The 24737-nt window shown below is 64.4% G+C and carries 21 protein-coding genes and 1 tRNA gene; 11 read left to right on the top strand and 11 right to left on the bottom strand.

Features of this window, described 5'->3' with window-relative positions; translation table 11 throughout:
* Window positions 1-89: 89 nt before the first annotated feature.
* On the top strand, window positions 90-581 hold the full coding sequence (locus DOM36_RS00275; protein WP_232823678.1) for a 3'-5' exonuclease: 492 nt from the start codon (window positions 90-92) through the stop codon (window positions 579-581).
* A 46-nt stretch (window positions 582-627) separates the two neighbouring features.
* Here the strand turns inward: DOM36_RS00275 and DOM36_RS00270 are convergent, their stop codons facing one another.
* From DOM36_RS00270 to ybaK, 5 genes are all read right to left on the bottom strand, one after another.
* The gene (locus DOM36_RS00270; protein ID WP_110640496.1) at window positions 628-1599 is read right to left on the bottom strand and encodes an NAD(P)H-quinone oxidoreductase; all 972 of its coding nucleotides are present in this window, start codon (window positions 1597-1599) and stop codon (window positions 628-630) included.
* An 86-nt stretch (window positions 1600-1685) separates the two neighbouring features.
* The gene (locus DOM36_RS00265; RefSeq protein ID WP_075568267.1) at window positions 1686-2228 is read right to left on the bottom strand and encodes a TIGR00730 family Rossman fold protein; all 543 of its coding nucleotides are present in this window, start codon (window positions 2226-2228) and stop codon (window positions 1686-1688) included.
* 53 nt (window positions 2229-2281) lie between these two features.
* Window positions 2282-2803 carry a DUF501 domain-containing protein gene (locus DOM36_RS00260; RefSeq protein WP_110640494.1) on the bottom strand — a complete coding sequence of 174 codons (522 nt, stop codon included), beginning with the start codon at window positions 2801-2803 and terminating at the stop codon, window positions 2282-2284.
* Between the two features lie 48 nt (window positions 2804-2851).
* Window positions 2852-3145 carry a hypothetical protein gene (locus DOM36_RS00255; protein ID WP_075568265.1) on the bottom strand — a complete coding sequence of 98 codons (294 nt, stop codon included), beginning with the start codon at window positions 3143-3145 and terminating at the stop codon, window positions 2852-2854.
* Between the two features lie 7 nt (window positions 3146-3152).
* On the bottom strand, window positions 3153-3635 hold the full coding sequence (ybaK, locus tag DOM36_RS00250) for a Cys-tRNA(Pro) deacylase (protein ID WP_075568264.1): 483 nt from the start codon (window positions 3633-3635) through the stop codon (window positions 3153-3155).
* 85 nt (window positions 3636-3720) lie between these two features.
* Between ybaK and DOM36_RS00245 the strand changes: the two genes are divergently transcribed.
* The gene (locus tag DOM36_RS00245) at window positions 3721-4068 is read left to right on the top strand and encodes a hypothetical protein (RefSeq protein WP_075568263.1); all 348 of its coding nucleotides are present in this window, start codon (window positions 3721-3723) and stop codon (window positions 4066-4068) included.
* An 11-nt stretch (window positions 4069-4079) separates the two neighbouring features.
* On the opposite strand, the gene DOM36_RS00240 is transcribed toward DOM36_RS00245, so the two are convergent.
* Complete coding sequence (locus tag DOM36_RS00240) at window positions 4080-4535, bottom strand: hypothetical protein (protein ID WP_110640492.1); 456 nt, start codon at window positions 4533-4535, stop codon at window positions 4080-4082.
* Window positions 4536-4571: 36 nt separating this feature from the next.
* Between DOM36_RS00240 and DOM36_RS00235 the strand changes: the two genes are divergently transcribed.
* Window positions 4572-5729, top strand: a complete 1158-nt coding sequence (locus DOM36_RS00235) for a MalY/PatB family protein (RefSeq protein WP_075568261.1) — start codon at window positions 4572-4574, stop codon at window positions 5727-5729.
* Window positions 5730-5795: 66 nt separating this feature from the next.
* On the opposite strand, the gene DOM36_RS00230 is transcribed toward DOM36_RS00235, so the two are convergent.
* Window positions 5796-6731 (bottom strand): tetratricopeptide repeat protein, encoded by a 936-nt coding sequence (locus DOM36_RS00230; RefSeq protein WP_075568260.1) that lies wholly within the window; start codon window positions 6729-6731, stop codon window positions 5796-5798.
* A 104-nt stretch (window positions 6732-6835) separates the two neighbouring features.
* On the opposite strand from DOM36_RS00230, the gene DOM36_RS00225 reads away from it, so the two are divergent.
* Window positions 6836-7642, top strand: coding sequence for a DUF3750 domain-containing protein (locus DOM36_RS00225; RefSeq protein ID WP_075568259.1), 807 nt, complete (start codon window positions 6836-6838; stop codon window positions 7640-7642).
* A 288-nt stretch (window positions 7643-7930) separates the two neighbouring features.
* Here the strand turns inward: DOM36_RS00225 and DOM36_RS00220 are convergent.
* Window positions 7931-8007 (bottom strand) — tRNA-Met (locus DOM36_RS00220).
* A gap of 28 nt (window positions 8008-8035) precedes the next feature.
* Window positions 8036-10804: a DUF349 domain-containing protein gene (locus DOM36_RS00215; protein ID WP_075568258.1), complete on the bottom strand. Its 2769-nt coding sequence runs from the start codon at window positions 10802-10804 to the stop codon at window positions 8036-8038.
* Between the two features lie 312 nt (window positions 10805-11116).
* Between DOM36_RS00215 and minC the strand changes: the two genes are divergently transcribed.
* The 5 genes from minC (at window position 11117) to DOM36_RS00190 (ending at window position 18045) form a co-directional block, all read left to right on the top strand.
* A complete protein-coding gene (gene minC, locus DOM36_RS00210) occupies window positions 11117-11857 on the top strand; it encodes a septum site-determining protein MinC (protein ID WP_075568257.1) in 741 nt (246 codons plus the stop codon).
* Window positions 11858-11903: 46 nt separating this feature from the next.
* The gene (gene minD, locus DOM36_RS00205; protein WP_075568256.1) at window positions 11904-12725 is read left to right on the top strand and encodes a septum site-determining protein MinD; all 822 of its coding nucleotides are present in this window, start codon (window positions 11904-11906) and stop codon (window positions 12723-12725) included.
* Window positions 12722-12991 (top strand): cell division topological specificity factor MinE, encoded by a 270-nt coding sequence (minE, locus tag DOM36_RS00200; RefSeq protein WP_075568255.1) that lies wholly within the window; start codon window positions 12722-12724, stop codon window positions 12989-12991. Before minD ends, minE begins: the two co-directional genes overlap by 4 nt.
* Window positions 12992-13123: 132 nt before the next feature.
* Entirely contained in the window at window positions 13124-14617 is a 1494-nt protein-coding gene (sbcB, locus tag DOM36_RS00195; protein ID WP_232823677.1) for an exodeoxyribonuclease I, read from the top strand.
* A gap of 116 nt (window positions 14618-14733) precedes the next feature.
* Window positions 14734-18045 (top strand): autotransporter domain-containing protein, encoded by a 3312-nt coding sequence (locus DOM36_RS00190; RefSeq protein ID WP_157958518.1) that lies wholly within the window; start codon window positions 14734-14736, stop codon window positions 18043-18045.
* A 100-nt stretch (window positions 18046-18145) separates the two neighbouring features.
* On the opposite strand, the gene DOM36_RS00185 is transcribed toward DOM36_RS00190, so the two are convergent.
* Both DOM36_RS00185 and DOM36_RS00180 read right to left on the bottom strand, forming a co-directional pair.
* Window positions 18146-21085 (bottom strand): insulinase family protein, encoded by a 2940-nt coding sequence (locus tag DOM36_RS00185; RefSeq protein ID WP_232823676.1) that lies wholly within the window; start codon window positions 21083-21085, stop codon window positions 18146-18148.
* A 118-nt stretch (window positions 21086-21203) separates the two neighbouring features.
* On the bottom strand, window positions 21204-21878 hold the full coding sequence (locus tag DOM36_RS00180) for an SOS response-associated peptidase (RefSeq protein WP_110640488.1): 675 nt from the start codon (window positions 21876-21878) through the stop codon (window positions 21204-21206).
* A gap of 287 nt (window positions 21879-22165) precedes the next feature.
* Between DOM36_RS00180 and DOM36_RS00175 the strand changes: the two genes are divergently transcribed.
* Both DOM36_RS00175 and DOM36_RS00170 read left to right on the top strand, forming a co-directional pair.
* Entirely contained in the window at window positions 22166-22780 is a 615-nt protein-coding gene (locus DOM36_RS00175) for a TetR-like C-terminal domain-containing protein (protein WP_075568252.1), read from the top strand.
* Window positions 22777-24678 (top strand): MFS transporter, encoded by a 1902-nt coding sequence (locus tag DOM36_RS00170; protein ID WP_110640486.1) that lies wholly within the window; start codon window positions 22777-22779, stop codon window positions 24676-24678. The genes DOM36_RS00175 and DOM36_RS00170 overlap by 4 nt, the downstream gene beginning before the upstream one ends.
* Window positions 24679-24737: the final 59 nt, after the last annotated feature.

The raw sequence follows: 24737 nt of genomic DNA, 5'->3' as shown, positions 1-24737 counted from the left end.
GCGGGATGAAGTCACGCCCCAACGCTGTCATGATGATGCCTCATCGGCGTCGCAAGATGAGACGGCATCATGGAGAGGGAGCCCGCAACGTGTTGCTGCCCACCCTGCTAGACATCGAAGCTTCCGGCTTTGGCCGTGGCAGTTATCCCATCGAGATCGGCCTGGCCCGTGGCGATGGCAGTCGCTGTGCGTTCCTGATCCAGCCGATCCAGGCGTGGACGCACTGGGATCCCAAGGCAGAACTGCTGCACGGCATCTCCCGATCGCGTCTGCTGCGTGAAGGTCACCCACCGATCGAAGTCGCGCGCTGGCTCAACGACGAGCTGGCGGCGAGCGGTATCGCCTACAGCGACTGCTGGGGCTACGACAATACCTGGCTGTCGCTGCTGTTCGATCAGGCCGGCATGCTGCCGCGGTTTCGGCTGGAAGCACTGCGACGACTGCTGAGCGAGGCGCAGACCGAGTGCTGGGCTGCGACCAAGGAGCGGATCGCCGAGCAGCACGACATACGCCGTCATCGTGCCGGTGACGACGCCCGCCTGTTGCAGCTGACCTATAAAGCCACGCTGAATCTCGACTAGTTCGCCGCCATCGCCTGCTGATCGTGGACGACGGCCCGGCGGCGCCTCAACCTTCTCCGCTGACGCTCAGCAGGATCTTGCCGGTATTGCGATTGTCGGACAGATGCTGCATCGCCGTCTCCGCTTCCTGAATGGGCCAGGCCCCGGCGATCAGCGGTTTGATGTCGCCGCTGACCAGCTTGGGCCAGACGTGGGCGTACAGCGCATCGAGAATCGCCCCCTTGGCCTTCGCCGAGCGCGAGCGCAGGGTCGAGCCGATCACCCGCTGGCGCTTCATCAGCATGCGGCCCAGGTTGATCTGCGCTTCCAGCCCGCCCATCAGACCGATGAGCACCAGTCGGCCATCCGCGTTCAGTACGGCCAGATCCTGGGCGATGTAGTCGCCACCTACCGGGTCGAGAATCATGTCGGCGCCGCCCCAGTTCTTGACCGCCTCGACGAAGCTGCCGTCATGCCGGTTCCAGCCGGCGTCGGCGCCCAGTCGATAGCAGGTCTCCAGCTTGTCGGCGCTGCCGGCGGTGACGAAGCAGGGGTTGCCGAACACTCGGCAGAGCTGAATCGCCGCGGTGCCCACGCCGCTGGCGGCGGCATGCAGCAGGACGCGCTGGCCGGTCTGAACGGCGCCTTCCATGTAGAGGTTGAGCCAGGCAGTGGCGAAGACTTCCGGCAGCGCGGCGGCCTCACGCAGCCCCAGGCCCTGGGGAATGGGCAGCACCTGCGCTTCATTGACGACGACCTGTTCGGCATAGCCGCCGCCGGCAAGCAGGGCACAGACCCGGTCACCTTTCCGGAAACGCTCGACGCCGTGGCCGACTTCGCTGATCGTGCCACTGACTTCCAGCCCCGGTATTTCGGACTCTCCCGGCGGCGGCGGGTAGTTGCCGCCACGCTGCATCAAGTCGGCGCGATTCATTCCCGCCCAGGCGACGTTGATTCGCACGTCGCTGGCACCCAAGGCGCCGGGGGCGTCGTGCTCGCGCCAGATCATCTGATTGGCTTCGATAGCGATGGCATGCATTCGTAATCCTCCTTGATGGTACGGCGTGCGTTACCGAGCTTCGAATCGCTTCACTCAAGCCCGGTCGTTTTCCAGCCCGGTCTCGTTCATGCTGCACTGTCGGCCAGACGGTCCAGCAAGGCCTCGATATCGCTCTCGGAAAACAGCGTGCGACGGGTTTCGACATCCAGGAAACCGTGCTCGACGGTGGTGTCGAGGAAGGTCAGCAGTGGCGAGTAGAAGTCGGCGACATTGAGCACGCCGATCGGCTTGCCGTGCAGGTCCAGATAGCGCCAGGTCCAGATCTCGAACAGCTCCTCCAGGGTGCCGATACCGCCGGGCAGGGCGATGAACGCATCGGCATGTGCGGCCATGGCCGCCTTGCGCTCGTGCATGTTGTCGACCCGGATCAGCCGGCTCAGGCCGTGATGCGAGACTTCGCGCTGTACCAGATGTTCGGGCATCACGCCGATCACGTCACCGCCTTCGGCAAGGCAGGCGTTGGCCAGTCTGCCCATCAGACCGTTACGGGCACCACCGTAGACCAGACCCCAGCCGCGTCTGGCAATCGCCGCACCCAGCGCTTCCGTCGCCTCGGCGAACCGCGGATCGTTGCCTTCGCGCGAGCCCAGATAAACACAGATTTTCACGCTATCGCTCCTGGAAAATGAATGAAAGGGAGTGGCCGGGACCTCGTCTACGATCAGGGAATGCTGGCCGCGACGTCATGCTCTGCGTCGAGCCAGCGACCGATGGCGTTGTCGCCGCAGAGATGGTGGGCGTACTGCGTGTGCAGGCAGCGCACCTGATCCCAGTTGGTGATGCCGCCGACGCCGCGCTCGCGCATCAGCTGCGAGTAGCCGCGCTGCTCGACCGCCTGGCGCTGTTCGTCACTCATGAAGTCCCAGCGCTGGCGGACATAGTCGGCGTGGCTTTGATGATAGCTGGCGAGCCATTCGGAATCCTGCTGTAACCGGGCCTCCAGCTCCTTGATCACACCGCTGGCCTCGAGACGGGACAGCACGATCTTGAGACGCTCGCAGGAGAGCCAGTAGAGCGTCGGAAACGGTGCCTCGTCGACGATCGGGGCCATTCGCAGCACCAGCGGGCGGCCGTGGCTATCGGTGGCGGCAACCGCCTCCAGGCCTCGGGGCGGGCGGCCCAGCTGCTCGGCGATGATCGATAGCTGCTCGTCGGTGGGGGCCTGATTGGGGTGTATCACCATAGCGAAATCCAGTATGACCTAGTCCGTTGCGACTCAGCCTGCCACGACTCAGTCCAGTATGACCTTGTTGGAGCGCGCCACGGCGCGATAGAAGGCCTGGCTCAGCTGCATCGGGGTGGGCGAGTAGAGATAGTCGCGCAACAGGTAATCGCGGGCGCGCTCGACCAACACCGCGTGCAGTCGATTGAACGGCGCATCATAGTCGTAGGGATCGGGGCCCGGCAAACGCAGATGTGGATAGTCGGCCAGGCGTTCCATGAAGTAGTGCTCCAGCACACGCTCGACCGCGCGATGACGATCGAGATCGTCAGGATCGATCCACAGGTCGAAGTCTATCGACATGCGGGGATTATCCGCGTCGCGCCAGATCCGCAGTACGAGCTGCGGTCAGGGCGATCAGGTCGTTGGGCGCCAGCGATAGCTCCAGCCCGCGCCGGCCGCCGCTGACGTGTATCGTCGCCAGGGTCATGGCGCTCTCGTCGATGAAGGTCGGCAGCCGCTTCTTCTGGCCCAGCGGGCTGATGCCGCCGACCAGATAGCCGGTGGTGCGTTCGGCCGTCGCGGCTTCAGCCATGCGGCCCCTGCGCCCGCCGGCGGCCTTGGCCAATGCCTTGAGATCCAGCGTGGCATCGACGGGAACGAGAGCGACGACCAGACGGCCATCGTCGAGTTGCGCAAGCAGTGTCTTGAACACGCTGGCAGGTGGAAGCGAGAGCGCCTGTGCGGCATCGAGGCCATAGGAACCCTGGGAGTCGGACTCGCCATTCAGTTCGTAGCTGGTGACCTGATGAGGAATCTTGCGCGACTCGAGCAGCCGGACGGCCGGCGTCACGAGGTTGCCCGCCTCTCGCTCGTACCGGGTTGCGGAGTACCCGGGGACGTTTCTACGCTGATCATGCTATGGAGACTCCCTGCCGATGGCGACTGACTGCGAACTGACCGACTGCGAGCCGACCGGGTGCTGCGCGCTTTGCGAGCGTGCCGCGCCGTTGACGCGTCATCATCTGATTCCCAGATCGTTGCACCGCAAGCCGCGCTATCGCAAGCGTCATGGTCGCGATCGGATGCAGATGGCGGTGCTGTGGGTCTGTCGGCCGTGCCATTCCCATCTGCACCGTACCCTGAGCGAACGCGAACTCGCCGATCATTATGCAAGCCGCGAGGCGCTGCTGTCGCATCCCGACATTCGCGCCTTCGCCGCATGGCTGTCGACCAAGCCGGATGGCTTCGTGCCCAAGCGTCAGGCTAGGCGCCGCGGATCGTGACCTCATGGATATCAGACCAGGCGCAGGCCGCGAAAATCCTGCCACGCCTCCGCGAGCGGTGCCGAGAGGCGGTCACGCAAATGTTCGGGCAGGCTGTCACGTGCCGTCTCGAAGGCTTCGAAATCACGGTTGTGCAGCCAGCAATAAGCCCAGGCACAGGCCTCGTCTTCGTCACGGGGCAGGGGCTTGGCGGGCATCTGCACCAGCAGGAAAAGCGCCGTTCTGGCGGCCCAGCGCGGCGGCCTGGCGTCGCCGCTCCAGTGGGTCAGGGTGGCGCCGTCCGGTGTCGACTCGGGCTCTCCCAGTTTGGCGATGCGCGCGGTATCGGCCAGAATCATGGCCAGCCGGTCGGGATCGGCCTGCCCCAGCATCAGCCAGTGGCCGACCAGTTTCGAGTTGCCGGCCAGCACCCGAGCGTAGAACGGCCGGGAGGAAGCGTTGTCGGGCGCGTCAGGCCGCTTGCACATATTCGTCCATCCATTTCCGATGATGAGAACACTATCGTGAACTTCGATTTTGCCACGCGTATCGATCGCCGCCAGCACCCCACCAAGAAATGGCAGCAGTACGACGAAGACGTCCTGCCGCTGTGGGTTGCCGACATGGACTTCCGCTCGCCGCCGGCGATACTCGAGGCGCTGGCGACGCGCGTCGAACATGGCGTGTTCGGTTACGGCGGGGTCTCCGAGAGTCTAAAGCAGACGCTGTGCGAATGGAGCCGCCATCACTATGACTGGGCGATAGACGCGCGGTGGCAACACTGGGTGCCCGGTGTGGTACCGGCGCTCAACCTGGCCGCGATGGCATTCAGTGACCCCGGCCAGGGCGTGCTCACCGCGACCCCGATCTATCCGCCGTTCCTGAGCGTGGCCAGTAACACCGGACGCGAGGCGCAGACGTTCGAACTGGCCGAACCCGTGGCAGCCGGCGGGCCCTGGCGGCTCGATCTCGAGGCGCTGGAGGCGGCGATCCGGCCCAACACCCGCGTCCTGCTGTGGTGTCATCCGCACAACCCCACCGGCCGGGTGTGGAATCCCGATGAGCTCGAGGGGCTGGCCGAGCTGGCGGTACGGCACGACCTGATCGTCGTCTCCGATGAGCTGCACTGCGATCTGATTCTCGATCCGGCGCTCCCCCATCGCCCGCTGGGCCAGCTGTGCCCGGCGCTGGCGGATCGCCTGGTCACGCTGTGGGCGCCGTCAAAGACGTTCAACATCGCAGGGCTCTCTTCGGCCTGCGCGATCATCGCCGACGACGACCTGCGCCAGCGATTCCAGGCAGCGGCCGCCGGCTTGCTGCCCGGCGTCAACGTGCTCGGGCTGAGCGCATCGCTGGCCGCCTACGCCGAGTGCGAAGATTGGCGGCAGGCGCTGCTGAGCGAGCTGCGGGACAACCTGGCCATGGTGGAGGCCCATGTCTCGCGCTGGCCGGGCGTGACCATGGCGACGCCGGAAGCGACCTATCTGGCGTGGCTGGATTTCCGCCATAGCGCGTTGGCCGAATCGCCGCAGCAGCGCTTGCTGGAGGAAGCCCGCGTGGCGCTTTCCGATGGCGCCGACTTCGGCTCTCCGGGATTCGTCAGGCTCAACTTCGGGATGCCGCGAAGCTGGCTGGAAGAGGCGCTGATGAGGCTGGACAGGCTGCTGGCGGAACCGGCCTGACAAAAACGCCCGGCCCGAGACTCCACTCGGACCGGGCGTTCCTGACTCTCCCCGAATCGGCGCCGATCAGTAGAGCAGGGCAAACAGACGCCGGCGGTAGACCACGGTCAGCGGATGCTCGGCACCCAGCGCGTCGAAAACGCGCAGCAGCGTCTTGCGTGCGGCGTCTTCCCCGTAGGCGCGATCACGCTTCATCACCGCCAGCAGTGCCTCGAGGCCGGTTTCGTAGTGACCGTCGGCAATCTGGCGCATGGCGCGCTGATACTGCGCTTCGCTATCGTCGCGCTCGCCCAGGGCGTCGATGTCGGCCTGACTCAAGGCTTCCTCGCCGAATTCGATGCGGGCACGTACGCCGCGCGCCTTCGCGGCATCGCGCTGTTCCGGCGGCAGGTTGTCGAGAATCTGCTTGGCGTCGTCGGTGCGGCCGGCGGCCACTCGCACGCTGGCCAGATCGATCTGGTAGTCGTGATGTTCCGGGTACTGCTGGATCAGCTCCCGATAGATCGCCTCGGCAGTTTCGGTGTCACCGGCGGCCAGTGCCGACTCGGCCATCTCCTCCGGGCTCTGGGACGCATCGGCCGGCGCCTCGATGTACTTGCCCAGCCATTCGCGCACCTGCTTCTCCGGTAGCGCGCCCTGGAAATGATCATAGAGCTGACCCTGAGAGATCAGCTTGACGTCCGGCACCGAGCGCACACCAAGCTGTGACGCGATCTGCGGGAAGGCTTCGATATCGAGCCGGGCCAGCACGAACGCGCCGGCGTACTCCTGGGCGAGTTTTTCCAGCACCGGCTTCAGGCCCCTGCACGACTCGCTCGAGTTGGCCCAGCTCTGCAACACCACCGGGTACTGCATCGAGCCTTCGAGCACGACCTGCTGAAAGTTTTCCAGCGTGACGTCGACAATGACGTCCTCCGGGGCAACGCTACTGCCGGTGCCGTTCGGATTGCTCTGTTCCGGGCCGGTCAGCGGCTGTCCGGTACGGGGATCGACGATAGCCATGTAAAAACCCTTGATGTTCGATTCGAGATTGCTGAGTGTTATGCGGGTAACGGTGCGTCTATTCAACCCCGGCGTTCGACTCACCCTCTGGAATCCGCCATTTCATGCCATTGTCTCGCATACTCAGGCGCACGCTGGCCCTCGTGCTGGCGTTCGCCGTTCTGGTCATCGCGCTATTGCTGGGGCCTGCCTACATGCTGGCTTCGCAGCAGGTGCCGCTGCATGCCAACTGGCAGGGTGCCGACCGCTCTTCCAGTGGCCTGGCGCCGGACCCGGATGAGATGCGCGAGGCCGTGGTCCAGGTCTACGCGGCGCGCACTTTCGAGTGGCGCGGGGCATTCGGCGTCCATACCTGGATAGCGACCAAGGCCGAGGGCGCCAGTCGCTACCGCGTCTATCAGGTGCTGAGCTGGCGTCGGCCCACGGTGGAAACCGGCTATGCGTTGCCGGATCGTCAATGGTACGGCAACCCGCCGACGTTGCTGGCAGAGATCCGAGGTGACAAGGCAGCGCGGGCGATCCGCGAGATCGAGCGTGTCGTGCCCGATTACCCGGATCCCGATCGATACCGTATCTGGCCCGGCCCCAACAGCAATACCTTCGTTGCCTGGGTAGTGCGACAGGTGCCGGAGCTGTCGGTCGATTTTCCGCCCAATGCCATCGGCAAGGATTATCTGCCGGGCCGGATCATGGCGCAGACGCCGACGCAGACCGGCTATCAACTTTCGCTCGGTGGACTGTTCGGCGTCATGCTGGCTTGGGACGAGGGCTTCGAACTCGATGTGCTTGGCCTGACGGTCGGGTTCGACTGGCAGTCGCCGGCGCTCAAGTTGCCCGGTATCGGCCGGGTCGGCATGGCGCAGCCGACCGGCAGCCAGTCACAAAAGGCAGTGGAGCAGGACATGCCTTAGGCGGTGACTCTCCGCTTCCAATCATGAACCGGCATCAGAACGGATGGATAGCCGGGCGGTCCGGAACAATCCCGTTGGAGGTGGCTCGTCGCATCAAGTGCGTTGAATGACAGGTCTTGAAGGAAGGACTTCGAGAAGAAATTCGATAGAACGACAGCGCAAAGGTGGGTGAGGCAAAGCCTCGGCGCGATGCTCGTAGAGACGGTCGGGCATCGCAGAAAGATTTGCCAAACCCAAAAGTAGCAACAAAAAAAACCGGCGCCTGAGGAAGGCACCGGTTAAATAATTTGGTAGCGGGGACCGGATTTGAACCGATGACCTTCGGGTTATGAGCCCGACGAGCTACCAGACTGCTCCACCCCGCATCAACTTGTGGCGTATTATACGTATGGATTAGACGATGTCAACACCGTCATCTTCATGACGATGTCCTGGGCGGCCCAGGTGTGCCATCACGTTATCGAACGCGGATTCATAGCGCTCCCACAACTCGCCCGAGACCGGAGCGATCGACAACAAGCGCAGCAGCGTCTGATGCAATTCTTCCGGGGGCGTGGGCGGGCGGCCCAGGCCATCGTTGAGTCGTGCCACCTGAACTTCCAGGCGCAGCGGCTCCAGCGCCGTAGGAATGGCGTCGCCGGCGAGCAGCACGAGCTGGACCAGGCAGCGCTGGAGGTGCTCCTCGGCCTGCTCCGGAGACTGCGTCTGGCGCTGGGTGTGGCGGGCTTCCAGCGCCTGGCGGATTTCGCTGTCGAGCTGGGTCGTCTCTGCGGCCTCTGCTGTTTCCGGTCGCATCCACTCGCGATATTCGGGCCACTGTCGCGCCTCTTCCATCAGGGAGAGCCGGTCCAGCGTGACTTCCCGCGCGTGGACGATGCCTTGCCAGCGCTTCTCCATGCCTTCGCTGCGTCGGCTGCGCGGCAGCGGCACCAGACGCTGCGCTTCTGCCAGTGCCGAGTCGAGGACATGTCGCTCTCTGGCGGATTCGGGCTGCCAGGCGTCCAGCCGGTCGATCAGCGCCTGCATATCGTCGAAGCGCTGCTGCTGTTTCGCCTGCTGCTCGTCGCGGACGCTGTCGCGGGAGGCAAAAATGGTGTCGCAGTGGCTGCGGAACTGGCGCCACAAAGTCTGTTCGATGCCCTTGGGCGCTCGACCCAGTTCTCGCCAGCGTTGCTGCAACGCTTTGGCCTGCTCGGCTCGCTGCCCGGCCGGCGCCGCATCTTCTGCCAGCTGTCGTGCCTGCTCGACCAGGTCGCGTTTGCGGCTGGCGACATCACCGGCGCGCTCGTCGATCAGCGACTGCAGCTGGCGGCGCAGGCGCGCGTAGTGCCGGCCGGTCGAGGCGGCCTGGCGCCGCGGCACCGGCCAGTGCTGATCCCACTGCTCCTGGGCGGCATCGCGAACCTTGCGCAGGCCGTCCGGATCGGCGGCGTCGGAAGGGTGGGCCAGCAGCGTCTCGAGCTGCTCGCAGAGCGCCTGGCGGACCGCGAGGTTATCCTGTTCCCGCGACTCGAGCTCGGCCTCCCACTCCGCCAGCTGTGCATGCAGGGCATCCGAGGCGGTGCGAAAGCGCTGGGCCAGATCACGGGTCGCGGCGGCGTCGCCGAGCTGGCGCCAGTCGCGGATCAGCTGCTGATGTCGGCGATGACGCTCCGCATCCGGCTGCTCTCGGGCTTCGGCCAGCGCTTCGATGTTCGCCAGCAGGGCTTCACGCTTCGGCGCCGCAGCGAAGCCGCGCCAGTCCTTCAGTTCGGCCAGTCGGGCGGACTGCTGCTTGTAGGTCTGCTCGTGAGTCGAGGAGAGGGGCTGCCCGCTGGACTCCAGATGTTGACGCAATCGGCGATGTAGCTGCGAGGCGGGGCGATAGCGGCCCTGGTCGAGTTCCTGAGACAGCGCGTCGAGGTGTTCGCCGATCTCCTCTTGCGACCACTGACTCTCGGCCTTGGCTGCGCCCTGGGCATCGAGATATCGCTGGCTGGCCGTCGCCTGGCGCTGCGCGTCGAGTACCAGCTCGGTCGGCGGCAACGTGTCTGGCCAGGCCAGCCGATCGAGAGCGGGCTGCAGCGGTTCGCCCTTCTCCAGACCCGCGCGCAGGGCGGGGGCTTCGGCCTGCAGCCGCTCCCAGGCCTGCCAGATGGATTGGGCCTGCTGATCGAGCGCGACGTAGCGTTGCTGGTAAGGCTCGCTGACGCCGTAACGGTCCGAGACATCCTGCCAGCGCTCCTCCTGCAGCCGCCATTTGCCTTGCAGCGCCTGCATGACTTCCGGCGTCAGCCGTTCGGATTCGCCGACGATCGCCAGTGCCTGACCCAGCGCCTCGAGAATCCCGTCGCGGGTTGCTTGTGCCTCGGACTTCTCGCGCTTGACGCGCTCGAGTTCGCGGTGTTGATGGTCGTGCTCGGCGATGCGCTGGCGACAGCGTGTCACTGCGGTCTCGAAGCGGGCATGCTGGCTCTCGTCGACGCTACTGGTGAGAGCGTCCCAGCGCTTGATCCAGTGCTTCAAGCGCGCCTCGAACGTCGGTTCCCAGGGGCGGTTGGCCTGTGCCTCCAGCGTCTCCAGAAGCTGCTCTCGCTCACCCTCCTCACGACTCTGCTGTTCGGCATCGGCGCGCAGCCGTGCCAGACGTTCGCGGGCGAGGCGAGCCACCTGCTTGTCGCGTCGCGCCTGCTTGGACAACAGCGCGAGCCCCTCGGCGGAGACGACTCGCTCCGCGGCGGCGTGGCGCACGGCGGTAATGCCGTTTTCACTGGCGTGATGAATCAGGCGACTTTCATCGTCGATGCGCGCCAGCGCGGCGAGACGCAGGGATTGATTGTCACTGAGCACGATCAGCGCATCGACCAGCGCCATGTCCTCGAGCTGCTCGACCTTCGCGAGACGGGTATTGAGGTCGGGACTGGGCGAGACGCGACCGCCGAGGAGATCGACGAGGCGCTGGAACGACTCTTCGCTGGGCGACTGGCGGTGCCACTGAAACAGCGGATCGAGCGCCTGCACCCGAGCGAGTGCTGCCTGACGAACCGCGGGCGAATCATCCTGGGCGAGCTGTCGAAGCGTGTCGAGGTCGTCCGGGCTCAGCTGAGAGGCGGCTTGGGCGCGGACAGCGGGATCCTTGTGCCGCCAGCGGGGAGAGAAAAAACGTTGAAAGAGTCCTGGCATGGCCGGTGTGGCATCCTGAAAACGACGAGGCTGGCAAAGGTCGACCTCGCAACTTGGCGGCGCCGACGGCAACTGTCTATCTAACCATCTGACGGCCGGCGGTAAAAGCCCGATTGATGGACGTCGGTCTGCGATGAAGTCTGGTATTGATGGATGCGGCGGTCTGCGACCAATGAATGCATCGGTCCGGGATCGTCAGCTGCGTCGGTCTGTGGAGACACCTGACAAAAGGTCTGAGGAGCCTTATGATCGGTTGCAGCGACGCCCTCCCTCGCTTAGCGTAACCCCATTCCCCCGCTGCGGAGTTCGGTCATGAGTCTCAACAGGGATCGGGCAGATACTGCCTTTACATTCAAAGGCGGCATGCTGCCGATGACAGTCATGGAGTTGTCCAGTGGCGACCCCGAGCGTATCCGCGCGCAGTTGGCTGGCAAGGTGAGTCAGGCACCAGCCTTCTTTCAGCATACCCCGGTGGTGTTGAGCGTCGAACAGCTCGATGAGCCACATCTCGCGCTCGAGCGCATCTGTGCTGTCTGCCGTGCGCACAAGCTGTTGCCGGTGGCCGTGCGCGGCGGTTCGGATCCGGTCAAGCAGTCGGCGTGGGCGCTGGGACTGGGATGGTTCCCGCCGCAGGAGAGTCGTCCGCGGGCGGTCGAGCCCCGCCCCGTCGAAGCGCCGGTCGAAGCGGAGCTGCCGGTACCGCCGCCGGAGGTGTCGGTCCACGCCGGGGGGCGTATTCATCGTGGCACGGTGCGCTCTGGTCAGCAGATCTCCGCCTCGGAAGGCGACCTGGTCGTCATCGGAGCCGTCAACCCCGGCGCCGAAGTGCTGGCGGCGGGTAGCGTGCACGTCTACGGGTCGTTGCGGGGGCGGGCGCTGGCCGGCATTCACGGCGACCGTGAAGCCGGCATCTTCTGCCATGACCTGCATGCCGAGCTGCTCTCCGTGGCCGGAACGTACAAGCGGCTGGAAGATATCGACCCCAAGATTCTGGGTTGTTCGGTACAAGTGCAGCTCAAGGAAGACCAGCTAAGGATCTCGGCGCTGAACTGAATGGCGCGAGAATGATCAACATTTATCGGGTAACAGGAAGTTCATCTTGGCCAAGATCATCGTTGTAACATCCGGTAAAGGTGGCGTCGGTAAAACGACCAGCGCAGCGGCTATTGCCACGGGGCTGGCGCTGCGCGGAAACAAGACCGTGGTCATCGACTTCGATGTGGGGCTGCGGAACCTGGATCTGATCATGGGTTGCGAACGCCGGGTCGTCTACGATCTGGTCAACGTCATTCAGGGCGAGGCCGGGCTCAAGCAGGCCATGATTCGCGACAAGCGCTCCGAGAATCTGCACATCCTTCCGGCTTCCCAGACCCGCGACAAGGATGCGCTGACGCTGGAAGGGGTCGAGAAGGTGCTGATGGATCTGTCGGAAGAGTTCGACTACATCATCTGCGACTCTCCTGCCGGTATCGAGCGCGGCGCCCAGTTGGCGCTCTACTTCGCGGACGAGGCCGTCGTCGTCACCAACCCGGAAGTGTCGTCGGTGCGAGATTCCGATCGCATTCTCGGGCTGTTGTCTTCCAAGTCGCGCCGCGCCGAGCAGAACCGCGAACCGATCAAGGAGCATCTGCTGGTCACCCGCTACAATCCGAACCGGGTCGACGACGGCGACATGCTCAATCTGGACGACATTCGCGAGATTCTGGCGATCGATCTGGTCGGCCTGATTCCCGAATCGGAAGCCGTCCTGCGCGCCTCCAACCAGGGGGTGCCGGTCATCCATGACGACAAGAGCGATGCCGGGCAGGCTTACGCCGATACCGTGTCACGCCTGATGGGCGAGGACGTACCGCTACGTTTCCAGTCGGTGCAGAAACGCGGGTTGATCGCACGCATGTTCGGAGGAGGAGGCCGCCGGTGAGGCTACTCGATTTTCTCAAGGGCGAACGCAAGAAATCGGCATCCGTTGCCAAGGAACGGCTGCAGATCATCGTTGCCCATCAACGCGGACATCGGGGTCAGCCCGACTACATGCCAATGCTGGAGCAGGAGTTGCTCGCGGTCATTCGGCGTTACGTCAAGGTCGACCAGGATGCCATCAATATCAGCCTGGACAGCGACAACGACTGCTCGGTGCTCGAACTCAACGTGACGCTGCCCAACGAAGGCGAAACGGTCAAGGGTTAGTGTCGCCGACGACTCGGATCAGGGCTCGCGAACAGATGCTTCGCGAGTCGATGGTCGGTCAGTCGCTCAGCGGCACATGAGTCGTGTTGCCGGCTATGCTAGGCTTGGCCTTTTGCGCAGGCGGAGAGCGGAATGGCCAAGAGTGGAATGGTCCATGGCAAAAAAGCCCAGCCCCAGGCAGAACTGACGTTCCTCTGGCACGACTATGAAACCTTCGGCGCCGATCCGCGACGGCACCGAGCCTCCCAGTTCGCGGCGATTCGCACCGATGCCGATTTCAACGAGATCGGCGAGCCGCTGACGCTATACGCGCGTCCGGCCGATGACGACCTGCCCAACCCCCAAGCCTGTCTGATCACCGGTATCACGCCCCAGGCGGCGCTACGCCGTGGCGTGCCCGAGGTGGAATTCGCCGCGCGGATTCAGGCGGAAATGAGCGTTCCCGGCACCTGTTCTCTGGGCTACAACAGCCTGCGCTTCGATGACGAAGTCAGCCGCCACCTGTTCTATCGCAATCTCTTCGATCCTTACGCCAGAGAGTGGCAGAACGGCAATTCACGCTGGGATCTGATCGATGCCGTGCGCGCGTTCTATGCCGTGCGTCCCGAGGGCATCGAATGGCCGAAGCGCGAGGATGGCGCGCCGAGCTTCAAGCTCGAGCATCTCACCGCAGCCAATGGTATCGAGCACGAGGGCGCTCACGATGCGCTGGCGGACGTGCGTGCCACGATCGGCCTGGCTCGGCTGCTGCGGGCGCAGAACCCCAAGTTCTTCGATTATCTGCTGTCGTTGCGTCAGAAGCGCCGGGTAGCCGGGCTGCTCGATGTCGAGGCCCGCAAGCCGATGCTTCACATCTCGCGGCGCTATCCCGCCAGTCGGGGCTGCAGCGCGCTGGTCGTGCCGCTGGCCGCACACCCTTCGAATCCCAACGGGATCATCGTCTATGATCTCGCCGTCGACCCGGCGCCGCTGTTCTCGCTGACGCCCGAGGAGATTCGCGCGCGCATCTTCGTCAGCGACAGCGAGCTGGCCGAAGGCGAGACGCGAATTCCGTTGAAAGTGGTCCATCTCAATCGTAGCCCGGTGCTGCTGCCGATCGCCACGGCAGACGAGACCGTGGCCAAGCGCCTGGGGCTCGACCGGCCGCTGTGCGAGCGCCACTGGCAAGCGCTGGTGCAGAATCCGGAATCCGCCAGCAAGGCAGCTCTGGCCTTCGCCGATGCGCCCGCCGATCCGCCGCAGGATCCCGATCTGATGCTCTACTCCGGCGGCTTTTTCTCGCCGCACGACCGCCAGGCGATGGAGCGCGTGCATGCCACCTCGCCGGATGATCTGGGCGAAACCGGCTTCGCATTTCAGGATCCTCGGCTCGAGGAGATGCTGTTCCGGATGCGGGCGCGTAGCTACCCCGATACCCTCAGCAGCGACGAGAAAGCGCAGTGGGATGCCTTCCGCTGGACGCGCATGAACGACGCCCACAGTGGCGGAATGACGCTCAAGGATTTCGCCCGCGAGATCGAACGCCTCAATCAGACCCCGCTGGAGGATCGTGAACGCCAGGTGCTCGAGGAACTGGTGATGTACGTCGAATCGATCATGCCGGAGCAGGCCTTCGACGCCTACTGAGATGTCTCGTGCCCGACATTCAGGGCGCAATCGTCGCGCGTCATCGCGCTGTCACACACACTGCCTAGCCTGCATTCCCTTGATGACAAACAACAAGCATGGATCAGGGGAGCTTCATGGGGATCGAGATCAGACGGCGTCGCGGCGTGGCGCTGATGGCGGTGTCGTTTTCTGCGGCGGCGTTCTCGGCACTGGTGCCGGTGCTGAGCATTGCCGACGTCTATACCATCGCTGGTGGTGACAGCGAAGCGACGCCTCGCAGCGTGACCGGTACGGATACGTTGAGCGTCGAGGCCGGGGCCGTGCTCGAAACCGGGGACACCGCGGTCGAGTGGACCGGGGCGTCGCCCGCGCCCGGCGTGACCATCATCAACGCCGGCTCGATTCTCAGTCGGGGCCGGGGCATCGATACCGATGGCGACGAGAGCGAGCGCTCGCTGACGCTGTACAACGCCGCCGGCGCGGTTATCGAAACGGGTGACGACGCCTTCCGGGACGACACCGACGTCACCGATGGCGAGATCAGCGTCGATAACGCAGGCACCCTGCACTCGATCGGCGGTCAGGTTCTGGATTTCGACTCGATCGCATCGCCGACGGCCGCCGTCACGATCACCAATGCCGAAAGTGGCGTGATCGAGGCCGACGACAACGATGCGATTCGCCCGGGCGCCGGCAAGATCATCATCGATAACGCGGGCCGGATTCTGTCGACGGCCTCCGCCAACCGGGCGATCAATGTCGACGATGTCGCCAACCTTTCCGAATTTCATCTGACCAACGATCGTACCGGGATCATCGAGTCCATCGACGACGCCGTGCGAATCGATGGCGATGACGACCAGCGGGGCGCCAACGGCGTCGTCACGGTCGACAACCACGGCCTGATTCTCTCTTCCGGCACCGGCGACGATGCCGGTCAGGCGATCGATTTCGATCACATCGAGTCCGGGCAGACCGCCGTCACGATCAATAACTACGTCGGCGGCGAAATCCGGGCCGAAGATGCCGATGCCCTGCGCCCGGGAGAGGGCGCCACGGTCAACAATACCGGCACCATCGTCTCCAACAGCAGCGAACCCGATGCCTCCAACGACGCGGTCGATCTTCAAGCCCATGCCGTGACGGTCAACAATCTGGCCGGTGGCACGATCTCCGGCGCACGCCACGGTATCACGACCGATGTCGACGTGACCGTCTACAACGCGGCCGGGGCGACGATCCGGGGTCGCAACGGCTCGGGTATCGGTTCCGATGGCAATGGGACGGTCGTCAACGAGGGCTTGATCAGCGGCGACATCGATAGCGACTCCGAACTGGGCGATGGCGACGGCGTGGATATCGACTTCATCGGCGATATCACCAACCGCGGCACGATCCGGGGAACCGGGGCCAAGGGCCAGAAGCCGGGCGACACGCCCAATCAGAGCGAAGGTATCGCCATGGGCGGCGGCTCCATCGTCAATGCCAGCGAGAGTGCGCTGATCAGCGGCGCCGACAACGGCATTCTGATCGACGATGGCAGCAGCGGTGGTGCCTATGGCGAGACCACGATCGTCAACCGCGGCACCATCGAAGGCATCGATGGCTACGGGATTTCGCTGGTCGGCGACTACGACGACACCGTCGTCAACTCGGGGCGGATTGCCGGCGGTAACGGATTGGCGCTGGATCTGGGTGATGGTGACGACACGCTGGTCGTCGAGACTGGCGGGGCGTTCGATGGTCGTATCGACGGTGGAGATGGCGTCGATAGCGTTCTGCTCGACGGTGACGGTAAATTTGCCGGTGGCGACGGTTTCGAGTCGCTCTCGATCAACGGTGACTGGCGGATCACCGGCAATCAGCGCTATGCGGATGGGATCGACGTCACCAGCGGCAGTCGTCTCGATCTGGACGGCACGCTGGATGGCCCGCTGGCGGTTGCGGCCGAGGGCCTGCTCGAAGGCAATGGCACGCTGGGGGAGGTGACCGTGAATGGCACCATCTCGCCCGGCCACTCCGTCGGCCAGCTGAACGTGACCGGCGATTACCGGCAGACCGCCGGTTCGACCTATCAGGCGGAGATCGATGGCGCCGGGCGCGCCGATCGAATCCGCGTCGATGGCATGGCGGCGCTGGCTGGCGAGCTCGTCGTGACGCCGCTATCGGATGCCGCTTATGCGGCCTCGAGCTACACCCTGGTCACCGCGACCGAGGGCGTCAGCGGCGTCTACACCGATCCCGAAGCATACTCACCGTTTTTCGATCTCGATCTGGATTATCGGAACAATGCCGTCGTGCTCGACGTCACGCGCAACGACACCCGCTTCGCCGATCTTGCCGCGAGCGATAATCAGCGTGCGGCGGCCGCCGGGATCGAGAGTCTGGGCGCGGGCAACGGTCTCTACGACCTGATCATCAGCACGACCGATACCGCGAAGCTTCGCCACGATTACGACGCGCTTTCCGGCGAGATTCATGCCAGCACGCGCACCGGGCTGATCGAGGAGAGCCGGTTCGTGCGCGAGGCGGTGTTCGAGCGGATCCGTCGTGCCGACGCGGAGTCTCCTCATGTCGCCATTGCCACCTCATCGGCCATGGAAGGGCTGTCCAGCGACCGGTCGGGGTTCTGGCTGCAAGGGTTTGGCGGCTGGGGTGAGAGTGACGGCGATGACAATGCGGCCGGGCTGGAGCGCTCGATACACGGGCTTTTCGTGGGGGTCGATACGATGATGGGCGCCAGCGAAAATGATGCGTGGCGACTCGGTATGGCCGCGGGTTATGGTCGCTCGGACTACGATGTCGACCGTCGCGATTCGTCCGCTGATATCGACAGCTACACCCTGGCCGCCTACGCCGGCCGATCCTTCGGGCCGTTGGGTCTGCGTCTGGGGGCGGCGCAATCCTGGCACGATGTCGACACGCGCCGCTCGATCGACGTCGCGGACTTCGAGACGGCCAAGGCTTCCTACGATGCTCGCACCGCTCAAGTGTTCGGCGAGATCGGCATCTCTCTGACGGCGGGCCGGATTCGGCTGGAGCCCTACGCCGGACTCGCCTATGTCGATCTGCACAGCGACGGCTATCAGGAGAGCGGAAAGGCGGGCCTGCATGGCCAGGATGGGGACGCCGACGTTACCTTTTCGACGCTGGGGCTGCGGTCGACGACGCCATTCGAGATCGGCAGTGTAAACGCCGGTTGGCAGGCGGCGGTGGGCTGGCAGCACGCTTTTGGCGAGCGGACACCGACGGCGGACCAGGCATTCCGGGGCGGGGACACCTTTTCGGTCGATGCCGTTCCGGTGGGCGAGGACGCCATCACGCTCGAAACCGGGATCGACATGGCGATCTCGCCGGCAACCTCGGTGGGGGTAGGCTATACGGGCAGACTGGCCAGCGACGCACGGGACCAGAGTATCGACGCCAATCTGAAGATACGTTTCTAGGCACTATCCGATAATCGACCGCGCCGAGCCTGCGCTAACGACGAAACCCCAGCCAGACGGCTGGGGTTTTGCGTTGACGGATCCGCGACGATGCGGGGCCCTATTGTGTCAAAGGCTCGAAGTCGCTGGTCAGCGCATCGACGTCACTGGGTTGATCGCGCGGGTCGGCGGTGATGTCGAGCGCCGGGCTGTGGCGCAGGGTCTGCCAGGCGCTGCGGATATCCGAGGCGGCCAGCTTATCGACCTGCGCGGCCAACTGCTGGCGACGATCGAAATCCGCCTCGGGGTAGGCAAGCGTCTGCCACAGTCGATCGGCCCGCGCCGACAATGACTGATCGCGCTGCAGCAGCTGCTGACGCACGGCCTGGCGATAGGGCGCCAGATCATCATCGCTCAACGCCTCGATGCGCTGATCGAAGGTCTTCAGGAAGGCATCCATGCGCTGTTCGATGGTGTCGCTTGCGACGCTTGGCGACTGCACCAGCAGTATCAGCCCCGGGGCATCCATGAACGGTGCGTAGCCGGCGCTGACGATGTAGCCCAGCTGCTCGTCGGTGCGCAGCTTGGCGAAGAAAGGTGGTCCGATCAGTTGCCCGATCACGGCCAGGCTGGCCTGGCTTTGCAGCGCGCGGTCGGGCCCCTGAAGGTAGCGCAGCACGGCTGCGTCGTTTCGCGCCGTCGCCGGGTGCAGAGCCGGCGCGTCCGGCGGTACGTCGAGCACGGTCAAAGGCGGGATGTCGTCGGCGCGAAGTCGGGGCGCCAGCGCGTTGGCCACCAACAGCCCCTCGCGCTTGGCAAGCGTGGCATCGAGGTTGCCCACCGCCATCGCTTGTACGTAGAGCTTGCCGAGAAACTGCCGGCGGTAGTCGCGCACATCCTGGGCGCTGATCTCGTCGATCGCTGCCAGCATATTGGGCGTGCTGATCTGAGGGCGCATCAAGGCCTCGCCCAGTGTTCGCTGCATCTGCCGGTAGAGCGCATCCTGGGGCGCGTTTTCCCAATTGCGCTCCAATCCCTGCTTGACCCGCTCGATGCTGCCATCGGTGATGTCGCCTTGCTGCAACTGTTCGATGACCGTCTGCATCAAGCGGTCCTGATGGTCACGCCATCCGGAAAAGGCGAGCGTGATGCCGCGACCGTGGGCATAGGCCGCAAACTCCTGGCCGGCCAGCGAAGCGGGATAGAAGCGCTCGTTGAGGCCGTCGTTCAACCAGCCGGCCAGCAGTCGTGTCAGCACCGCATGGCGGGCATCCTGCGTGGCATCGGGGTTCTGCAGGCTGAAGCGCCATTCGACGCGCGGGGCGCCGAATTCGCTGTCGGCCTGGTGCCAGATCTCGACGCTGGGTGAATCGACGAGGCGCGCGGGTTCGGCGCTATCGAACGGCTGGACGCTGAGGTCCTCGGCGATGTAGGGGTTGGGCTCGGGAAGCGCCAGTCCGTCGAGTGACGTTCCGCGGGGCCAGTCGTCGCGACGCGTCAAGGTGTAGGGCGTCGCAAAGTACTGTGTGGTTTCGTCTCCCGAGACATCCGGCCCGCTATAGACCCGCAGCAGGTTGCCCGGTGTCAGCCGGTCGAGAATGTCGTCGATCGCCGCCTTGTCGAATCGATCCATGCGGTAGGGCGCGTACTGCACGTCCTTGAGCGGATAGTGCGCCAGGCTCATTGCCATGCCGCTGACGGTATCGATCGGCTCGCTGCGCTGCTGGAAACGGAAGCTCTGTTCGGCCAGCTTGGCTTGTTCGTCGTAGCGCCAGGCGTCGACGCCGTGATCGCGGATGCGCCGAATCTGGTCGAACAGGCTTGCCTGGATGTCGTCGAGGTGATTTTCGCCCTTCGGCGTCAGACTGATCGAGATATCGAACAGCGCATGCTGACCGTCGCCCTGGCTCGTGCCGGCGGACAGGCCATCGGCCCAGCCGGCCTTGCGCAAGGCGGCCAGCAGGCTGCCTTCGCCTTCGTGGCCCAGCAGGTTGGCAAGATAATCGTCGGGCTTGTCGGCGTACTCGAGGATCGGGTCGTCGACGGGGAACAGGAACTCCAGCTGGCGCCGGGCTTCGTTGGTCTTGATGCGCAGCGATGCCGGCAGGTCACCGTCTCTCGCCAGCGGCTGATCGACGACCGGCTTTTTCAGGTCGCGATCCGGCACCGCATCGAAGCGCTGACGCACCTGCTGTTCGATCGTGTCCAGCGGCTCCGGAGCCAACACGGCCAGGTGCATCACGTTGGCACCGTAATGCTGGTGATAGAAATCGAGCAAGGCCTGACGCAGCGGACGTTTGTCGCTATTGAGCGTCTCCAGGCTGCCGACGGAAAAATGATTGATCGGATGATCGGGGTTGAGCGCCTTGCCCAGCGCTTCGTTGATGCGACGGCCGTCGTCGTCACGACGCGCCTGATACTCGGAGTTGACCGCATGTCGTTCGCGATCGACGTAATCGGGATTGAATTGGGGGGAGATGAAGAACTGCGAGAAGCGATCGAGAGCGTCGGGAAAGGCGCCGGGATCGACATCGAAGTAGAAATTGGTGTCCTGGTCCGCGGTAAAGGCGTTGTGGGACCCGCCATTCTGGCTGATGAAGCGCTGATAACCGTCCGGATCGGGATATCCCTCGGTTCCCAGAAACAGCATGTGCTCGAGAAAGTGTGCAAGCCCGGGCATGTCGGCCGGATCGTTGTCGCTGCCCACCGAGACATCCATCGCCGCCGCGGCCTTGTCGGCATCGGGGTCGCTGACCAGCAGTGCCTGCAGACCATTGTCGAGCGTGATGGCCCGATACTGGCGGTCGTCATTAGGGCTCTGGATCAGGGCGTTTTGAACCAGAGCGCTCTGGGCTGCGGAACTCTGGCTCGGCTGAACACGATCCACCGAGGCGGCATCGGCAGCGGCGAGGGTGGTTGCAGGCATCGTGATGCCGACCAGCGCAAGCCCTAGGGCCAGATAACCGGCAGCGAACCAGGTGCGAAGTCCAAAACGCTGCGCTACCGAGGTGCCGGGGAGCCGCGCACGGTGCGATGACGCTCGGTGATGGAATTGCTGCATACAGACTCTCTCAGTAATGGATCGACTCATTGGCTGACAACGCCAGGCGATGAACAAGGGTCAGGCGGTGAACTCTCTACCCGGTCGTCAACAGCGAAGCAGGTGGCGAGGTGGCCTTTCAGGCACTCCACACCCGCATGGGGCCGGTCGGATAACCGCAAGCCCACGCCTGATTTGCCGGGTCGTTCACCTGCCTTGATACCGGAAAAGCGCCCAACAGTTCCCTATCCGCCACGCCGATCAGGTTGCGCGCCGAGGCCAGCGAGGTCTCCTGAGAGAGCCACTCTTCGGCCTGCGACAAGGCGATGACCGCAGGCAGACGATCGCTCATCGGCGAGATGACCTCCGTGGTGGGCACGGTGATCAGCGCAAACGAGTCGCGTGACTCGCCGGTATCCGGTGCGTAGCGACTCCAGATGCCGGCCAGCAACAGTGGCGAACGGTCGGTGTGAGTGACCATGAAGGGCTGCTTGCCGCGTAGCCCGGGCTGCCAGACGTAAATGCCGGTCACGGGAATCAGGCAGCGCCGTTGCGCCATCGCTTCACGGAACATCGGGCGCTCGTCGAGGGACTCGGCGCGCGCGCAGTGAGGCGCCTGATCGAGGACTTTCAGCCAGGTGGGGGTGAGGCCCCAGAACGCGTCGCGCAGCACGGTGACATTCGCCTCCCGGCGCAGCATCGACAACCAGCGGCGAGGCGCCAGGTTGGGGCCGAGCACCGGTGGATCGATGCCACGAAATGCGGGACGTTGCGGATGGCGCGTCCAGTCGTCGACATGCAGTCGACCAGCCATGATTTCTCCTCGTGGGTGTGCGGGCTGCAGGAGTCACAGCCTATGCCACCGTGGGCTCGGGGCCAAGGCGTTATCGCGCGGATGGCCCAGCCAGCTTCCGCCTGGGCCAGCTACGGTCATCAGGCGTAAAACTCTCGCGAAAACGTAGCGTTAATGCGCATGACGCTTGCGTTTATGCGGTATGGCGATATGCTGGGAAACGCTGTTCGATTTTAAGTCGACAACAACATTTTTCCGGCTTCCGGACCATCGGCAGCGATTCGACACTATTCCGAGCGAGGAATTTCATGGCTCGACCGCGACAGCACGCCCCCGAGGCGCTCCATGCTCAGGTCATGGCGGCCTGCAATGCCTGGCTGAGAGACAATCCCGTGCACACGCTGTCGCTGCGCTCGCTGGCTCGCGATGTGGGCTGTGCACCGAGCACGCTGCTCAAACTGTACGGCAGCTTCAGCAACCTGCTGCAGTACGTCAATATCGAGACGCTCGATCGTATGGGCGCTGCTGTCTCCTGGCTCGAGGATGCCGATCCGGAGCCGCAGCTCAAGGCGCTGGCGACGGCGTACTGGCAATTTGCCCAGCATGAACCCCACCGTTGGCAGATGCTGTTCGAATATCCGCTTGCCGACGAAGGTGAGCTGGACGAGCGCCAGAGTCATATCATCGAAGCCCTGTTTCTGCGGGTCGAGAGCGCCCTCAAGGCGCATCAGCCGGCCCTCGACGACCTCGGCGCCCGACGCATGGCGAGAACGCTATGGGGCAGTGTCCACGGTCTGGTCCAACTGGGGCTCAACGATCGTCTCGGTTATTGGCAGGGGCAGCCGATGGAAGTCGGTGAATTGCTCGATCAATTGCTGACGATGACCCTGAACGGGCTGAGCTACCGACCGGATGCCTCGTGATCTCGGGGTTTCTGACCCAGCGCCGCTTTGCGCCGTTCTTCTGGACTCAGGCGCTGGGCGCGTTCAACGATAATCTGTTCAAGAACATCCTGCTGCTGCTGCTGACATTCGTTGCCGTGCCTCGATATGGCTGGGACACGGGACTGCTCAACAATCTGGCAGCGGGCCTTTTCATCCTGCCTTTCTTCCTGTTTTCCGCCTGGGGCGGTACGCTCGCCGACCATCTCGACAAGCAGCGTCTGGTACGTCGGCTCAAGTTGCTGGAGCTGGTGACGATGATCGCGGCGGCGGTGGCGGTCTGGTTCGAACTGTTCGGCCTGCTGCTGGCATTGCTGTTCATGATGGGGACTCAGTCGGCGCTGTTCGGGCCGGTTAAGTACGCCATTCTCCCCCAGCATCTGGCCGCCACCGAGCTGGTCAAGGGCAACGCCTGGGTCAATCTGGGCACGTTCGTCTCGATACTCCTGGGCACGCTGCTGGCCGGCGTGCTGGCATCGCTGGATGGCGCCCTGGGCCGAGCGACGATTGCGGCGAGCCTGATCATCATTGCGCTGATCGGCGTCGTCGTCAGCCTCAAGATTCCCGCCGCGCCGCCGAGTGTGGCCGGGCGCGTGGCATGGCGACCGTTTTCCGGGACCTGGCGCGTGATGCGCGACGGTCTCGGCGAAAAGCGGGTGCGGCCGGCTCTGATCGGGATCAGCTTCTTCTGGTTTCTGGGGGCCTGCTATCTGACCCAGCTACCGGCCTGGGTGCGTGACGTGGTTCACGGCAGCGAAGGCGCGGTCAGCTTTCTGCTGGGGGCCTTCGCGGTTGGCGTCGGACTTGGGGCGCTGCTCTGCTCGCGGTTGTCGGCAGGGCGTCTGGAGCTCGGACTGGTGCCGATCGGGGCGCTGGTGATCGGCGTGTCAGGTATCGAGCTGGCCTCGCAATCGGGCCTTGCCGGCGAACAGCTGGCGCTTGGCGAACTGCTGACGATGACCGGTTTCTGGCAGATGAGCACGCTGCTGGCGCTGGTGGGGCTCGGTGGCGGTCTCTACAGCGTGCCGCTCTATACCTTGATGCAAGTGGCCAGTCGCGATGAGCGGCGCGCCCGCATGGTCGCTGCCAACAATATCCTCAACGCGTTGTTCATGATCCTGTCCGCCGTGTTCGGGATCGTGGTGCTGAGCGTGATGAAGCTGTCGCTATTCGTACTGTTCGCCTGCCTCGGGTGGTCGGCGCTGCTGGTGGGCATCGCCCTGCTGATGCGCAACCCGAGACCGGCGCTGCGGCTGTTGATCTTCGCCTTGATCCAAGTGCTCTATCGGCTTCGCTGCCGCGGTCGACAGCATGTGCCGGCGACCGGCCCGGCACTGGTGGTCTGCAATCACGTCAGTTTCATGGATGCGCTGGTGCTGGGCGGCGCCTGTCCTCGTCCGCTGCGCTTCATGATGGATCGGCCGATCTACGAAAACCCTTGGGTCAACTGGTTCTTCCGCATCGCCGGCGCGATTCCCGTGGATTCCGACCGGCGCGACCCGGGCGGCGTGCGGCGAGCCCTGGAGGAAGTCAGCCGAGCCCTGCGCAATGGTGAGGTGGTGATGATCTTCCCGGAAGGCCGGTTGACGCCGGACGGCGACGTGCAGGCCTTCCGGCGCGGTCTCGATCTGGTGCTGGCGCGCGATCCGGTGCCGGTAGTGCCGGCGGCGCTGTCGGGATTGTGGGGATCGTGGACATCGAACAAGGACGGCAAGGCGTTGACCAAATGGCCGCGGCGATTGAGAGCTCGGGTACTGCTGGTCTTCGGTGAACCGATCCCGGCAGGGCACTCGCCGCGCCGGACGCTGGAGCGGCGGGTCCGTGGTCTCAAGCGGGCGGCGGACCAGAGTCTGGCCTCGAGGCTGGGTGGTCCGATCTAGCCGCCGGACATCGCGGCCGACTTCCCGGATTTGCCAGTCGCCAGCGCCGGCGACTGGCC

The sequence above is a fragment of the Salinicola sp. CPA57 genome (genome assembly GCF_003206035.1).
Lineage (GTDB): Bacteria > Pseudomonadota > Gammaproteobacteria > Pseudomonadales > Halomonadaceae > Salinicola > Salinicola socius.
Note: the sequence above shows the minus strand (reverse complement) of the source record. Positions and strands in the feature narration are given on the sequence as shown.

Bases quoted from the DNA above. Each gene is read 5' to 3' on its own strand.
- DOM36_RS00245 (WP_075568263.1), top strand. From the start codon at position 3,721: ATGGCGACTGACTGCGAACTGACCGACTGCGAGCCGACCGGGTGCTGC.
- DOM36_RS00175 (WP_075568252.1), top strand. From the start codon at position 22,166: ATGGCTCGACCGCGACAGCACGCCCCCGAGGCGCTCCATGCTCAGGTC.
- DOM36_RS00270 (WP_110640496.1), bottom strand. From the start codon at position 1,599: ATGCATGCCATCGCTATCGAAGCCAATCAGATGATCTGGCGCGAGCAC.
- DOM36_RS00225 (WP_075568259.1), top strand. From the start codon at position 6,836: ATGCCATTGTCTCGCATACTCAGGCGCACGCTGGCCCTCGTGCTGGCG.
- DOM36_RS00260 (WP_110640494.1), bottom strand. From the start codon at position 2,803: ATGGTGATACACCCCAATCAGGCCCCCACCGACGAGCAGCTATCGATC.
- DOM36_RS00215 (WP_075568258.1), bottom strand. From the start codon at position 10,804: ATGCCAGGACTCTTTCAACGTTTTTTCTCTCCCCGCTGGCGGCACAAG.
- DOM36_RS00180 (WP_110640488.1), bottom strand. From the start codon at position 21,878: ATGGCTGGTCGACTGCATGTCGACGACTGGACGCGCCATCCGCAACGT.
- DOM36_RS00190 (WP_157958518.1), top strand. From the start codon at position 14,734: ATGGGGATCGAGATCAGACGGCGTCGCGGCGTGGCGCTGATGGCGGTG.
- DOM36_RS00255 (WP_075568265.1), bottom strand. From the start codon at position 3,145: ATGTCGATAGACTTCGACCTGTGGATCGATCCTGACGATCTCGATCGT.
- DOM36_RS00185 (WP_232823676.1), bottom strand. From the start codon at position 21,085: ATGCAGCAATTCCATCACCGAGCGTCATCGCACCGTGCGCGGCTCCCC.
- DOM36_RS00230 (WP_075568260.1), bottom strand. From the start codon at position 6,731: ATGGCTATCGTCGATCCCCGTACCGGACAGCCGCTGACCGGCCCGGAA.
- DOM36_RS00240 (WP_110640492.1), bottom strand. From the start codon at position 4,535: ATGTGCAAGCGGCCTGACGCGCCCGACAACGCTTCCTCCCGGCCGTTC.
- sbcB (WP_232823677.1), top strand. From the start codon at position 13,124: ATGGCCAAGAGTGGAATGGTCCATGGCAAAAAAGCCCAGCCCCAGGCA.
- minC (WP_075568257.1), top strand. From the start codon at position 11,117: ATGAGTCTCAACAGGGATCGGGCAGATACTGCCTTTACATTCAAAGGC.